Source organism: Segatella hominis (assembly GCF_004535825.1).
Lineage (GTDB): Bacteria > Bacteroidota > Bacteroidia > Bacteroidales > Bacteroidaceae > Prevotella > Prevotella hominis.
In genome coordinates this window covers 37,945-52,475 of the sequence record NZ_SGVY01000003.1, presented here as the reverse complement: position 1 = coordinate 52,475, position 14,531 = coordinate 37,945, and the positions used below count along the sequence as shown (strand labels likewise).

The 14,531-nt window shown below is 42.2% G+C and carries 10 protein-coding genes; 5 read left to right on the top strand and 5 right to left on the bottom strand.

Going from position 1 to position 14,531, the window contains the following annotated elements:
• Positions 1-149: 149 nt before the first annotated feature.
• Together EXN75_RS01530 and EXN75_RS01525 are read right to left on the bottom strand one after the other, a co-directional pair.
• Positions 150-1,613, bottom strand: a complete 1,464-nt coding sequence (locus tag EXN75_RS01530; RefSeq protein WP_134842528.1) for an oligosaccharide flippase family protein — start codon at positions 1,611-1,613, stop codon at positions 150-152.
• Between the two features lie 101 nt (positions 1,614-1,714).
• Complete coding sequence (locus EXN75_RS01525) at positions 1,715-2,944, bottom strand: nucleoside recognition domain-containing protein (protein WP_089545119.1); 1,230 nt, start codon at positions 2,942-2,944, stop codon at positions 1,715-1,717.
• Between the two features lie 752 nt (positions 2,945-3,696).
• Here EXN75_RS01525 and EXN75_RS01520 point away from each other — a divergent pair.
• Genes EXN75_RS01520 through EXN75_RS01505 form a run of 4 tightly spaced genes read left to right on the top strand, consistent with a single transcriptional unit; the run spans position 3,697 to position 6,934 of the window.
• Positions 3,697-4,302, top strand: coding sequence for a hypothetical protein (locus EXN75_RS01520; protein WP_134842527.1), 606 nt, complete (start codon positions 3,697-3,699; stop codon positions 4,300-4,302).
• Between the two features lie 11 nt (positions 4,303-4,313).
• Positions 4,314-5,324: a hypothetical protein gene (locus EXN75_RS18725; RefSeq protein ID WP_134842526.1), complete on the top strand. Its 1,011-nt coding sequence runs from the start codon at positions 4,314-4,316 to the stop codon at positions 5,322-5,324.
• A gap of 12 nt (positions 5,325-5,336) precedes the next feature.
• Entirely contained in the window at positions 5,337-6,686 is a 1,350-nt protein-coding gene (locus EXN75_RS01510; RefSeq protein WP_134842525.1) for a hypothetical protein, read from the top strand.
• Positions 6,687-6,712: 26 nt separating this feature from the next.
• Positions 6,713-6,934, top strand: a complete 222-nt coding sequence (locus EXN75_RS01505; RefSeq protein WP_134842524.1) for a hypothetical protein — start codon at positions 6,713-6,715, stop codon at positions 6,932-6,934.
• A gap of 64 nt (positions 6,935-6,998) precedes the next feature.
• On the opposite strand, the gene EXN75_RS17555 is transcribed toward EXN75_RS01505, so the two are convergent.
• The gene (locus tag EXN75_RS17555) at positions 6,999-7,157 is read right to left on the bottom strand and encodes a hypothetical protein (RefSeq protein ID WP_167639426.1); all 159 of its coding nucleotides are present in this window, start codon (positions 7,155-7,157) and stop codon (positions 6,999-7,001) included.
• A 403-nt stretch (positions 7,158-7,560) separates the two neighbouring features.
• Between EXN75_RS17555 and EXN75_RS01500 the strand changes: the two genes are divergently transcribed.
• Positions 7,561-8,544: a cation diffusion facilitator family transporter gene (locus tag EXN75_RS01500; protein ID WP_408005910.1), complete on the top strand. Its 984-nt coding sequence runs from the start codon at positions 7,561-7,563 to the stop codon at positions 8,542-8,544.
• A 91-nt stretch (positions 8,545-8,635) separates the two neighbouring features.
• Here the strand turns inward: EXN75_RS01500 and EXN75_RS01495 are convergent, their stop codons facing one another.
• Together EXN75_RS01495 and EXN75_RS01490 are read right to left on the bottom strand one after the other, a co-directional pair.
• A complete protein-coding gene (locus EXN75_RS01495) occupies positions 8,636-10,684 on the bottom strand; it encodes a TonB-dependent receptor plug domain-containing protein (RefSeq protein WP_134842523.1) in 2,049 nt (682 codons plus the stop codon).
• A gap of 517 nt (positions 10,685-11,201) precedes the next feature.
• A complete protein-coding gene (locus EXN75_RS01490; protein WP_118119188.1) occupies positions 11,202-14,237 on the bottom strand; it encodes a leucine-rich repeat domain-containing protein in 3,036 nt (1,011 codons plus the stop codon).
• Positions 14,238-14,531: the final 294 nt, after the last annotated feature.

Sequence of the window (14,531 nt, the reverse complement as noted above, 5' to 3'; positions counted from 1 at the left end):
TGAACAACGATTGCACATCAGCTGTTGGGCGTTTTCTGATCTTATATATATATCGGGAACATCTACTATATGTTCCGACAGCTTTCTTCTATATATCTCGAAGACCTTTTTATTCTTAGTTTTCTTAGGCAAAGTGCTTCTGTACTTGCCTATTTCCTAAAGTACTTTCCTATCACCGGCAGGCTCTTCAATGGGAAATCCTTCTTCACGAGATAAGCGGCGAAGATGAGGATGAGTACTGTGTTGATGAGGCAGGCAATTCCACTGGAGAAGAACTTATTAGCCTCGGTCATTCCTGCGAAGAGGATGAGGGCGAGAACCACATAGATCATCATCTCCTTCACCGGATAGTTGATAGGATACTTCTTCTGACCCACGAAGTAGGAGAGAAGCATGGCTGTTCCATATCCTGCGAAACCAGCCCAGGCACAGGCAATGTAACCATAGATAGGTACGAAGATAACGTTGATGGCAATCAATACCGCACAACCGATGCCTGAGAAGTAAGCACCCCAGATGGTCTTGTCGATGAGCTTGTACCAGAAACTGAGGTTGAAATATACTCCCATCATGATTTCGGCAGCCATTACGATAGGCACTACCTTCAAACCATCCCAGTAGTCGCGACCGATGATGTGGCGCAATACATCCAGATAACCTACCACTACCAGGAAGGCAAGCAGGGTGAAGATGACGAAATACTTCATCGCCGAAGCGTAAGTCTGTCGGTTGTCCTTATCCTTTGCCTTGCCGAATACGAATGGCTCGTAAGCATAGCGGAAAGCCTGGGTAATCATCGCCATGATCATCGCAATCTTGCTGGCTGCTCCGTAGATTCCGAGCTGCGCATGAGCATCGCCCTTCTCATAGATGTAAGGGAAGAGAATCTTATCGGCAGTCTGGTTCAGAATACCGGCAATACCGAGCACGAGGATAGGCCAGCTGTAGCCCAGCATCTTCCTGACGAGCACCTTGCACTCGCTCCAGGAACATTTCTCGCCCATGAATCCTTCCTTCAGTTCTTTATAGAAACAGAAGGTGATGGAGGCGGTACAAACCAGGTTGATGTAGAAAGCATAACCCACATCGTGACCATCCATGATGACGTAGTAAACCAGGTTGAGCGCAATGTTCAGACCGATGAAGAGCAACTTGAAGGCTGCAAACTTCAGCGGACGCTTCTTGTATCTGAGATAAGCGAAAGGAATGCACTGGAAAGCATCAATAGCCACGGTTACGAACATGGTCCATACGTAAGCCGGATGGTCGGCGTAGCCCATCGCATCGCTCAAAGGCGTGATGAAGAGGAATACTAAGGCGATGAAGAGTAGGGAGGTGAAGCCCACCATGCTCAATACCGTGTGATAAACTTTCTCAGAATTCTCTCCCTCCTTGTTGACAAAACGGAAGAAGGTGGTCTCCATTCCGTAGGTCAGGATAACGAGGAGTAACGCCGTATAGGCGTACATGTTGGTGATGACACCATAACCACCACTGGCGGCGCTGATCTTAGCCGTATAGAGTGGTACAAGCAGATAGTTGAGGAATCTGCCGATGATACTGCTCAAACCATAGATGGCGGTATCCTTTGCGAGTGATTTTAAACTTGCCATTATCTTTCTTAATGTTGAATGTAAAGTGTTGAATGTTAAATTGGGCTTGCGCCGTCATTCAAAGATTATCTGTGTAAATCTGTGAAATCTGTGGGAGACTCTTATCCGAAGAATAAATATGCTATTGCGATTGCTGCGATGACTCCTGCCAAATCGGCGAGCAAGCCGCAAGCTACGGCGTGACGGGTATTCCTGATGCTTACGCTTCCGAAATATACTGCCAATATATAGAAGGTGGTATCGGTGGAACCCTGGAAGATGCAACTCAATCTGCCCACAAACGAATCAGGACCATAGTTCTTCATCGCCTCCAGCATCATGCCTCGTGCGCCACTTCCCGACAGTGGTTTCATGATGGCGGTAGGCAGGGCGCCTACGAAATCGGCATTCAAGCCGCATTGTTCTACCGACCACGAAATGCCTTGAATCACCATATCCATCGCTCCAGAAGCACGGAACACGCCGATGCCCACGAGGATAGCTACGAGATAAGGAATAATCTTTACCGCAGTAGTAAAACCTTCCTTCGCTCCCTCGATAAATGCATCATAAACATTCACTTTCTTCCAGAAACCAGCCAGGATAAAACAGAGGATGATGCCCAGGAGAATCATGTTAGAAGCCAAGGTGGTGACCGTATTCATTGTGTCCTTGTCCATCTGCCCGAATCCCCAGATGATGATGCCTACGAAGGCGCACATTCCCAGCAGGGTAGCGAGCAATACCGGCTGCAGGATGTTGATGCGCTGCCAGAGCGAAGTGATGATGATTCCGGCAAGCGTAGCCACGAGCGTAGCCATCAGGATAGGGATGAAGACATCCGTAGGCTGGGCTGCACCATAGGAGGCACGGAAGGCAAGGATGGTGGTAGGGATGATGGTGAGTCCTGAGGTGTTCAGAACCAGGAACATAATCATCGGGTTCGTTGCCGTATCCTTCTTCGTGTTGAGTTCCTGCATCTGCTGCATCGCCTTCAATCCTGTAGGTGTCGCCGCATTATCGAGTCCCAGCATATTCGAAGCGATATTCATGAAGATGCTTCCCATTACCGGATGGTTCTTTGGAATATCAGGGAAGAGTCGGGTGAAGACTGGACTGAGCGCTCTCGCCAACACATTCACTACTCCCGCCTTCTCTCCTATCTTCATGATGCCAAGCCAGAGGGCGAGCACGCCCGTCAGTCCGAGAGAAATCTCGAAGGCATTCTTGGATGAGTCGAAGGTGGAATCTACAATCTTCTGGAAGATAGTCGTATCTCCCATTGCCAATCCGATGAGTGCGAAGATGAACGCAATCACGAAAAATGCTATCCAAATGTAATTTAAAACCATTTATTTGTATATTTCTTCAATTTACTATAGTTTCTAACTTTCTACCACGTGGTAGAAAGTTAGAGAGCCTGTTTGTCGTTTTTTCAAGCACGGCTGCAAAATTACAACAAAAAACTTGTTTAGGGTTCGTTTTATATAGAAAATCCCTCATTGAGGGAGGATTTTGATGAATTTTATCCCTCATTGAGGGATTTTTGCCATTTTTTCTTTGTCCTTTCAAGCATTATTTGTATATTTGTCAGCGATTCTGAAAAGGATCGCGACATAATGGAAAAGGCGCATACTTAGCGCTTTGTTCTTGACGGATTGAAACTTCGCAAACTTCATGCATTGTCAGAACATAGCAACGGTAGGTGCTCTCGGGATGTGTTAATTCACATCCCTTTACTGGTATGGCTTATTGCGTCAAGGCGATAGGTCTATATCCGTATTGGGGAAAGTGTATACATATCGGCGTGGGCTTCGACGTTGCTCGTTCAACAATGCAGGGCAATGCGAAGGCCTCAATCCGTGGGACGAGTGACTGGTAAGTTCCCACGCTTTTTTATTTTGCCGAAACCGAAATCTTAACCCGCCAAGTCTCGGGAACACCTGGCAAAATGATAATATACCAATGAAACAGAACGATTTTTACTACTTTTGTAAAGCCTAAATCGAGAATTTTCGCTTATGAACCATTATGGACTTGATAGTGTCAAGTAGAATCACTATCTTTGTCCCCGACATTTAATAACTTTAAAATAGAATAGCATATGAAACATGTAAATGCTTATCCTTTTGTTGGTAAGGATTACGAGAAAGGATTCTTGAATAGTGGTAAGAAAGTCTTGATATTAGGGCATAGCCACTATGATGCAGATAGTGCAGGATGTCCTTGCCATCATAGTTTTACAATAGATATGATGGACGGATTCTTGAGTGGAGAAGATGGAGCTTATTATAAAGGCTTCACTAGTCAAACCAAAGCTTTGTTGAATCGAGAGATTTCTGTTGATGATAGAGGATATGTATGGAATCAAGTAGCATTCTATAATTTCATTCAGTTCAATCTTGAGGCTCCTGGTGTGAAAGAGACCGATGAACAATTTAACGATTCTATTCCTGCCTTCAAGGAGGTTATTGAAGAGTTGAAGCCTGATGTTATCATTGTTTGGGGCTATGGCCTTTTTGATAGACTTTATGGTCTTGGGGAAACGGATGGAGAAGAAATGTCTCTTACCAATGGTGATAAGGTTTATACCCGTTGGTTTTCTACCGGTGGTGAAGACAAGGCTCTAATGATTCGTCAACATCATCCATCTCGATCTTATTCTTGGGGAGAATGGGGTAAGGTGTATCAAGATATGTTTAATGACTAAAAGTGAATGGTATGAAAAGTAAATTGACAATATTCCTAATGTTTCTTTCCTTGATACTGACCGTATCCTGCGGAAAAGACTATAACGCTTTGTTTCAAGAGCGTGTTGCTGAGTTGACTAAGGAGGGTAAGTACATTCTTAATCAATATAATGACTCTGTGGGTAAAGAACACTATATCGTTTATGTTGATGTAGATAAAATAGTAGTAGATACATTGGGTGATTCTTTACAGGTGTACCCTTTGGGAAATGTTGAAACTTATTTTTATGCACCTTATCTTGATTTTGACAGCGGAAAGTTTATTGTTAAACGTATTCCAAGTCAAGGTGCAGATTGGACTATTAAGACGGATATTGTTAACAAACAAATATCAATCTTTGATGGGTATATTTATGAGCAAGCTAAGACGCTAAAACTCTCGGATTTGAAATGTCATGATAAAGATTATGTTCTTATTCCTGCAAATAAACAGACAATAGTTCTCTTTTTGAATAAGAAACTGGAAACTTTTACAAGTGAACCTTCTATGGTTCAAGAAATGAAACAAGGATTTCATCTGGTTTATGAAGGACAATGTCGTGATTATTTGCTTGGTATGCCTGGAAGTTTGCCTGAGGAGTTGGTTTTTGCGCAATGTTCTTATGAGGCCCAAATGGATACTCATGGAAAAATTAGTGGAACTGCAGACTGTGTAAATGTTGCAGGTTCTGAAATTCCAGTGTCAGCTTTTGGCACGTCTGAGCTTGATAATTATTACCAAGAGATCATAGCAAAACTGAACCCTACCTATTACTGGCAATGTCAATATTGCTATAGGGTACTCAAGTCTGACAGCAAGCCAGACGCAGGAAAATGTTACCCAAATTTCTTTGTTGGAAGTCGTTGGGTACGTTTGTGTAAAGTAGGAACAGCTTATATTTATCAATGCCAAAAATGTGGCATTCAGCTTCAGACGGATGAGACTCCTCAAATGGGAGCTTGTCGTGAAGGTGCTAATCATGTTTGGAATCAATTACAATAACAAGAACGAAATATGAAAAAGTCAAATCAATATGTATTGAAGATTGTTGGCTGCATGGCTCTTGTTATGGTATGTGCCATCATCGTATTTACCTATCAAGATTTTCCTGCACGTCTGATGGCAGCAATACTTGGTGTGGTAATCACTGCAACCATCACAGTTGTCTTGCTCGATGGACAATCCAAGAAGGAGCAGACAGCAAAGCGTAATTCCAAGGTTTTTGAGGAAAAGCTGAAGATTTATCAAAACTTTCTCTCTACTCTTTATGATGTTGTTAAAGACAGAAAATTGACAGAAGAGGAAAAACTCCAGCTTGAGTTCCAGACATCTTTGGTCGCAATGCATTGTAAACCCAAGAGCTTGAACTTGGTAAGCGCAGCTGTTCGAAATGTAATATCCTCTTTCTGTCCGTCTAACGAAAAGGAAAAGCAGAAAAGCCAAGGAAACATCCCACTCTTGGAAAGTTTGTTGAGTGTAGTGGAAGCTTTGAGAATAGACCTTTACGGCGTAGATAAAGAAAAAGATGCAGAGAAGAACGATGATGATTTAAACAAGATGTTGTTTAGCTCAGAAATCAAGGACAAGACAATAAAGAACTTCAAGGAAGCATATAAAGAAACGGCTGATTCTGATGAAGTGGAGCCTCTTGAAACATGGGAACAAGCGGTTAAAAAGTGGCAGGATGCTGGCTGGATAGTTAAATCGATGGAAAGCGAGGATTGCCCATTACAGATTACTCGTAATGATGGAAATCCAGGAATGATAGACATGGGATTCTATGATAATCATTATTATATTCAGGCTCGTTATGAAGGGGATTGGAACTTCTCAAAGTGCTTGAAATGGGATAATGGTGGAAGAAGACAACGTGAATTTTGGTGGGAGTATCCTCCTTTGGCAATGGATGTGCCAAGAGGTAGCTTTATCAGTAGATTCAAATCTTCTCCTGAACTTCAGCAATATATTATCAAGAGAGTAGATTATCTGATGGGAGTTCTCCAAAAGGAGCATCGTACTATACAATGGATGAATGCAGTTGGCGAGCATAAGGATTGGAATCTCTTTACGTGGTATTGGTCAACCTTAGCTTGTGAGTACCAAAATGACGAAGAGGGCAAGGTATATATGGATACCATGCCTGATGAGAATGATAAATCTAAGGTCATTGTACAGTTAGGTAATAGAGCCAACAATGTAGAAATGCTCAAGAAAACATTGGAACGTATCGGATGTCCTGAGAAAATCGATAAGATTGATAAAGCGGATTGCTATGTGACATTGGCAACAATAAATTCTTTAGAGCCAGAAATGGTTGGTAAGGAATTAAACGAATGGATAGGTAAGATTTCTAAAAAACAATAAGTTGAACAATTTAAAAAGTTAAGATTATGGGAAGAGTTTTTGCTGTACGCCCTAAGCGTATCAAGAGAACGAATGGGCAAGTGTTGACTCCTGAGATGGAGATTACTGTTACAACTCAACAATATACTTCTGACCCTTTTTATAATGGGGCGAAGGAGATACAAGAGCAGTACATGCGTATGTACCAGTTCGACTACAAGAAGAGTTGCTGCAGCAAGTTTGATTTTGAATTTAAGCAATTAGACTGATATTTAGAAAAGAGGGTGAATCATTAACTTATGACACACCCTCCTTTTTATTTTATTTAAGTTTTCATATAGAATCTTTATCCAACAAGAAATCAAATACGTCCATAAATACGATGCCGTCATCGTTTTGGTATTTCTTGATGAGGTCGCCTGTTATCACATACTTCATAAAACTATCGTCTATACGTAGCAAAGGTAGATATTTGTCTCTATTTACAATCATAACAGAAAAGATTTTTGCGGATTTCCGCATTTTTCTTTTGCAAAAATAATACTTTTATTAATTCTATGTAGAATTTTTGCGGATTTCCGCAGTTTTCTTTCGCAGAATTAACGGTTACGTCTTGATATTTTAAGTTCGGTGATTTGTCGAATTCCATAGTTTTTCTTCTTATTCTTTTCTCTGTTTTCAAGAAAAAGATACAACTTTATCACAAAATTCCATGCTTTTCTCTCTTCGCTATCACATTATTCCCTATTCGTTATACTTTTTTAATCTCCCTTTTTATCCGCTTTCAGAAAAAAGATGTACTTTTGCGACTCAATTCATGAAAGACAAGATAAAGGATTGGATGATACAAAAACATGATAAGAGGAAGCAAAGGACTTCCATTGGATTTTATAAAATGGAAAAGAATGAGAAAGTAAATAGCGTGCAAGAGATGGCTGCAGATAAGAATAAGGATCATTCCGCTGATGCGGATAGAGTAAAGGAAGTATATAAGGTGACGATTGCGGGAAGCATCATCAATGTGGTGCTGCTCGTGCTGAAGTTTGCTGCAGGTATTCTCGGACATTCGGCAGCCATGATAGCGGATGCCATCCACTCGCTTACCGATTTCGCTACCGATGTGGTGGTACTGGTATTCGTTAAGTTAGGTAATAAACCGAAGGATAAGGACCATGATTATGGTCATGGCAAATACGAGACGCTTGCCACAGCCATCATCGGTATTTCGCTCTTCGTGGTGGGTGTGATGATCTGTTATTCTGGCGTAACCAAGACTTATCGTGCCATCTGCGGCGAGACACTCCAGCAGCCGGGCGTTGTAGCCTTGATTGCTGCCATCGTAAGTATCGTGATGAAGGAATGGGCTTATCAGTTTACGGTAAAAGCCGGAAAGAAATATCATTCCGAGGCTGTAGTGGCGAATGCCTGGCATCATCGCAGCGATGCTTTGTCGAGTATCGGAACGATGTTCGGTATCGGCGGTGCTATTATCTTGGGAGAGAAATGGGCGGTTCTCGATCCGCTGGCAGCCATCGTTGTAAGTATCTTCATCATCAAGGCTGCCTGGGGGCTGGTGATGCAATCTGTGAAAGAACTGACGGATGCCAGTCTTCCGGAAACGGAGGAAGATGAAATTCTGAAGATTGCGAACGAAGAGCAGGGAGTAGGAGAGATTCATAACCTGCGTACCCGTCGCATCGGAAACAAGATTGCCATAGAAATGCACGTCCGCATGCCGGGTTCTCTTTCGCTTTATGAGGCGCATGAGCATGCTACTCATATTGAAACAAGATTGAAGCAGCACTTCGGTGCAGATACCCATGTGGGAATCCATCTCGAACCGGTAAAAGTGAACGGAAAATATCAGAAACCGGAATAACTGAAATAAAAGGAAATAGCCGGAATAAGGAATAAAAGGAAACGAGCCTTGACGGAAGGAAGAAACCTCCATCAAGGCTCGTTTTATTATATTACCAGCCGAGATTTACGCAGGCTCCTGCCATAATCCACAAACCTGGCTGCTTAACAGCTGTGAGGTCGTAGTAGCGGTGGCAAGTGATATTGTCGGCCTTTACGAAGATATTGTATTTCTTCTCGTCCCACATCAACTTGCAATCCACCTTGGTGTATGGATGATAACCATTCATTCTCTGCTGCCATCTTACGCTCCACGATGCTGAAAGCTTGTTCCAGATCTGATGATCCAGCCCGAATACTGCCTTGTGCTTCAGATACTCCAATGCGTAGAGTGATTTCAGGATGTTGGTCTCGGTCTTATGATCCTGATAGATGTAAGCATAACCCAACTTGATGCGGGTAATGAAACTGTTTGGTACCAATTCTCTCATGTAGATAGTAGCATCCACGTTGTAGCCCATGTTGTTGAGCTTTCCGATGTTCATTACGTGATACTTGCTGTCTGCCAATTCTGTTTCTGAAGTCTGAACCCAGTCAATCAGGTTGGTGCCGTGCGCATAGAATCCGCTTACGGTTGCGGCAAATCCTGTCTGACGATATTGTGTTCCTACCTTGAAGGTTGAGTTCTTCTCCGGGTTCAGGGTGAGGTCGCCTTGCTGTACCGCATTACTCATGTATAAGTCGGTATAGGTAGGCATTCTCAAAGCCTTGTTCCAGGAAGCGTAGAACTTCCAGTTGTCGTTAGGACGATAACTCATGTCCACACCCGGATAGAAGCGGAAGTCGTTGTCCAAACCTGTATTCTTGTTAGCCAAGACACCTGCCGACAAGGTGAAACCGCCGAAGATGAAGTTGTGCTCCAGCATGATGTTGGTATTGGTGCGCTCACCCTTTCGGGTATATTGACGGTCAGAACCCGAGATGTCCTTGTAGTCTTTCTCTGCGAGCTCCGCACCCAATGCAGTAGAGTAGATGCACTCCTTGCTGATGTCGAAACCTACAGCAGTCTTACCCAAAGCCCAAGCTACGTTGGCATTCAGTCCACCACCATAAACATCGAGGTCGTGATAGTTTTCGCCTATCTGAGTTCCACGAATCAACTGATAGTGGTCCTTGAATTTGTTATAATAGAATTGAGGCGCAATCTCCCAGGTCTTCTCCTGGTTGTGCAGACTCAGATTGAGCGAAGCCAGACCGTGGTCTGTCTTCTCATATTGGTTGTTATATTTGGCGCTGTAGAAAGTGTTAGCACCGTAGCTTTGGGTAGCGATACCCAACTGGGCGATGATATCAAAACGCTGGTCGTAAGAGAAAGAGAGATTGCCGTAGCCCTGTCCTTTCTCGAAGTCGCTGTTGTCTGTGCCACCATCCGAGCGCTTGTAACCTCCGCTTACAGAATAAGCATGAGTCCACTTGCCCGTTTCAAAAGCCGTCTGCACACGTCCCTGTGCTCCGAAACTTCCAAAGCTTCCGCCTTCTACACTCGCAGATATTCCATCATTCTGTGCCTTCTTGGTCACGATGTTGATGGCACCATTGAAGGCTGAAGTTCCGAATAAGCGCGATGCTGCCCCCTCGAGCACTTCGATGTGATCGATGTCGGCAAGAGCTACAGGAAAATCAGAAGCATTATGACCAGTCTGAGGATTGGAAATGTTGACGCCATTCAGGAGAATGGTAATCTGGTCGAAGGTTCCACCATTGATGGAGATATCCGTCTGAACACCAAAGCCACCACGCTGACGGACATCCACGCCGGTAGCTAATTTCAATACATCGTTGATAGTCTGCGCAGCCGCACGATGAATATCGTCGCGGGTAATGACAGACACAATCTTAGGTGACTGCTCTACAGTCATCGGCGCACGAGATCCGGTAACGTTCACCGCATCCAACTCATAAGCCTTTCCGCCCTTATAAAGGGTAGAATCTACTTTAGTTCCTTCGGTGCTTACTCCTTCTGCTTTTGCATGGCTCAGAGTAGCAACGCTGAGCGCACCCACAAGAACCTCTCTTCCCAAAACAGAGAAAAGTGCGTAGCCCTTGTTGGAGAAGCGGTTGAACTTCAGGCTGTTGCGCTTGTTGAAAATTGTTTTGTACATTAAATTAAAATGTTTAAAAATAAATAATAAATGGAAGCCATCGGTACGCTTTGCCGCTGGCTTTCGGGGTGCAAAGGTACTGATAATAACAGACCTGACCAAATAAAATTCGATTTTTTTGCAAAACGGTCCTTTGCATGGATGTGTTTACTGTCCCTTGTATGATGTGTTTAGATTAGATAGGTTATATGATTCACTCTTCCGTAATACTATTATCTTATACCTACAAGAAGTTTATGTTCGTCGACGTTGAACTTGTGTTCGGCATTGTTGAACTTATGTTCAACGTTGCTGAACATAAAATATATAGGGGAATGTGAACAATTCTGGGTGGTTTAACGATTTTAGTTGACTACTTTTAGCGTTATTGTTAATACGTGTTGACCCAGTTAGCCAGCTTTTAATAAACATTCTTAGGGGAGAAAGAGAAATCCCTCCCAAATCAAGAGCCGGAAAGCCCTTGTTTGAGAGGGATGGATGTATGGTGCATAACCTGACGGCTATGACTTCATGAATCTTAGAACACTACCTTTTTACCCTTGTTGGTGATGTAAAGATGTCCCTTTACAGGGTTCTGAATCTTTCTACCCTCAAGGTCGTAGTAGATGATGTCTGCATCCTTGTCATCTGTGATAACACCATTGATGCCAGTAGCAGTGCCCGAAATATTCAAGAAATCTTTCCAAACTTGTGCATTCTTATAGGCATCCAAACTTTCGGCAGGAACGTAAAGAGTGCAATTTTGGTAATGTGTATCTCTGAATACCAAGTAATTTTCTTTATCAACTATAGGAGGAACTATAGACAGACAAGTTATTTGTTTCAAGTCATAACAAGTGAACAAGTCTTGATAAAATTCTGTAACATCCTTTCCAAGAGTTAATTTTTCTATTGAGTTGTTGTAAAAGGTTTCATTGTATTTTAAACCATAATTTACCATACCTTCAAGGTTTCTACCTAAGTAAACTCTTTTTAGACTTGTGCCAAAATCTTGATAACCATCGATGCTCAAAACTTGCTCGCTGTCGTCAATAGTTAGTTCTTCTATCGGATTGTTACCAAAAGCGTGACTCTGCAATTTGTTTACAGTAGATGGAATGGTCAACTTACTGATGTTGTTCCAATAAAAAGCATTCTCGCTGATTTCTGTAATGTTGGCAGGGAGACTTACCTCATTGAGCGAGCAATGATAGAAAGCATATTTTCCTATTGATTGAAGAGTAGAGGGAAGCGTTACACCAATAAGGTTTGTTTGGTCTTTAAATGCCTCATAAGAAATGTACTTGATGCCTTCTGGTACATTGATGATTGTGTTCGCTGGCATACAGTTCTCGCCTTTATATTTATAGATGGTATTGCCAATCGTCATCAACCCGTCAGGTTGGTTTTGATACCATTTTGTTGCATCGAAGGCTCCGTTACCAACATAATCTATGTTGCCAAGGTTGATGTCTTCGAGATACCAACAATATGCAAAAGCATCATTCCCAATAGATAAAGTATTCGCACTCTTTGCCTTTGGCTCCATTCTTGAAACACTCTTTAGAATATCACATCCATAAAAAGCACTTGCTCCTATGCTTGTAATCTGAGCTGGTAATATGATTTCTTTTACATTTCCACAATTATTGAAAGCATTATCAGCAATTTCTGTCAATGTGGAAGGTAAGGAAATGGTTGAAAAACCTAACTTGCAGAAATGATTGCTAGGTATGCGAGTGATGCCTTCTGGAATTTCCAAGTGAGTACCCAAGTCTTGTCCATCTATATTGATTGTTCCGTCTGCAGCAATAGGACTTGCTGTAAGTTCCAAGTTGCACCATTGCTTCATGCTTCCTGCATATTTTACATTTTTGCCTTGTGGAAGAGCACCCGTAATCTTTTGCAAGTCTGTGCCGATAATAAGATTGGTAGCCGTTACGCCAGTAAACGCATTTTTGCCAATGCGCAAGTGCTTGATGCCTGAAGCTACCGTAACGTTGTCGATAGTGCCTTTATAACCATAGAATGCCATAGGGGAAATGGAATCCATGTCTGCTGTGAATACAATGTCTTTCAATTGCATTCCATTGCGGAGGTAGAAGTTCTTGGTATAAGAAATGGGGTTGGTATCAAGTGGGTAATAAGAGCCGCCGTCACCTTCTTCGTTTATGTCGTAGTCATTAAAAGTTATTTTTACCCAGTCGCTAAGTTGACCTTCGTAATGCAGTTCCTCCAACTTGTTGAACTCGCTGAAAGCTGCAGGACCAATGTATTTGAGAGAAGCTGGTAATTTGACATTAGTAACCTTGCTGTCGTTCATGAATGCAAACTTCTCAATGCGTTCCAAGCCTTCTGGCAAATTGATGGAAAGCAATTTTGTGCATTCATAAAAGGCATAGGCAGGAATGACCTTTAGATTGTCGCTAAATGTGACAGATGTAAGACTTTCGCAATGCTTGAAAGCAGATTTACCCAAAGAGGTAATGGAGTTGGGTATGACTATGGAGGTAAGACTTGTACATTCTTCGAATGAGTTGTCCTCTATAGTCTTGATGCCATTTTGTAGTTGAATGTCAGTCAGTGCAGAACAACCATTAAAGGCACTTTCGCCAATAGAAGTCACATTTTCAGGTATGACAATTGACGTTAAGGCCGAATACGAAAAGGCATGGTTACCTATGTAAGTTAAAGATTGAGGAAGATTGACTGTCTTTAGTCCTGTAGCGTCAAACGCATATTCTTCAATCGTGGTAATGCTTTGTGGGAGATTTATCGTTGTCAAAGAAGAACAACCCAAAAAGGCACTCTTGCCGACAGTAGTGATAGGTCCTCTTGCTGTGAAAGTTGTCAGATTGGAGCAATATATAAACATTTCGTCATATATTTTAGTAAACTTTACCCCCAACTCTATGCTTTTCAATGACTTAAACCAAGATGTGTTGTTGATATTACGTCCAAGATAAAGTAACTCAATATTACTCTCGCTTCCAAAAGGATCTCCTTCGAAGTTTAGTATGTCATCACAATCTTCTATTGTAATGCTTTTCAGATTCTCCATTCCGTTGAAGGCGTAATCGTCAATTGTTGTAATATTTTTAGGAATGGTAAGAGATGTGATGCTACTGCATCCTTTCAAAGAATGAATACATGTCATGCTTGTTGGGATGGTTATACTTGTAAGGGATTTGCAGTAATCACAATCTATGGTTTCGACAGAGTTAGGAAGAGTGAGGCTCTTAAGATTGACACAAGAGTTGACATTAACTTCCTTGACTGCTGCTTGTATGTTGAGGCTTGTTATGTTGTTGTTATCTTTAAAAGCATTATCAGCTATCTTACAAACCTTATAAGTGTAAGTTTTCTTTTCCCACTCGTCGTAATATTGGATTTCTGCAGGAATTGTTATATCGCCAGAATACTCTCCTTCGGCAACATAGGCAACTTCTCCAATATACTTGTCATTTTCATCATAAGCACTTGTCAAATCATAATTTATGCCATCTGCTTCTATAGCGTATGTGCCAAGACTAAAACAAAGGATGGCAAATAATGTTAGTATAATCTGTTTCATTTTCTATGAATAAAAAATGGCGTGTAGCCGTTCGTGGCTTGTTCGAACTTCAGGTTACCGCCAAGTGACCTCGCACGTACACAAGCACAGAACGGCCCACGCCAAAAGAGGCATGAACCTTCTATCTGCTTGCTCTCACGTGCGAAAATTGGCGGTATTCGAAGTTCGGAGAACAAGAGCTAAAAGCTCAATATCTTAAAAAAATATATCGAACGGCGACGCTTTGGTTAATTTTATTGTTATCTGTATCCCCTGAATTTGCTGTATGTGGATAAGCCATAAGACTATCATCCG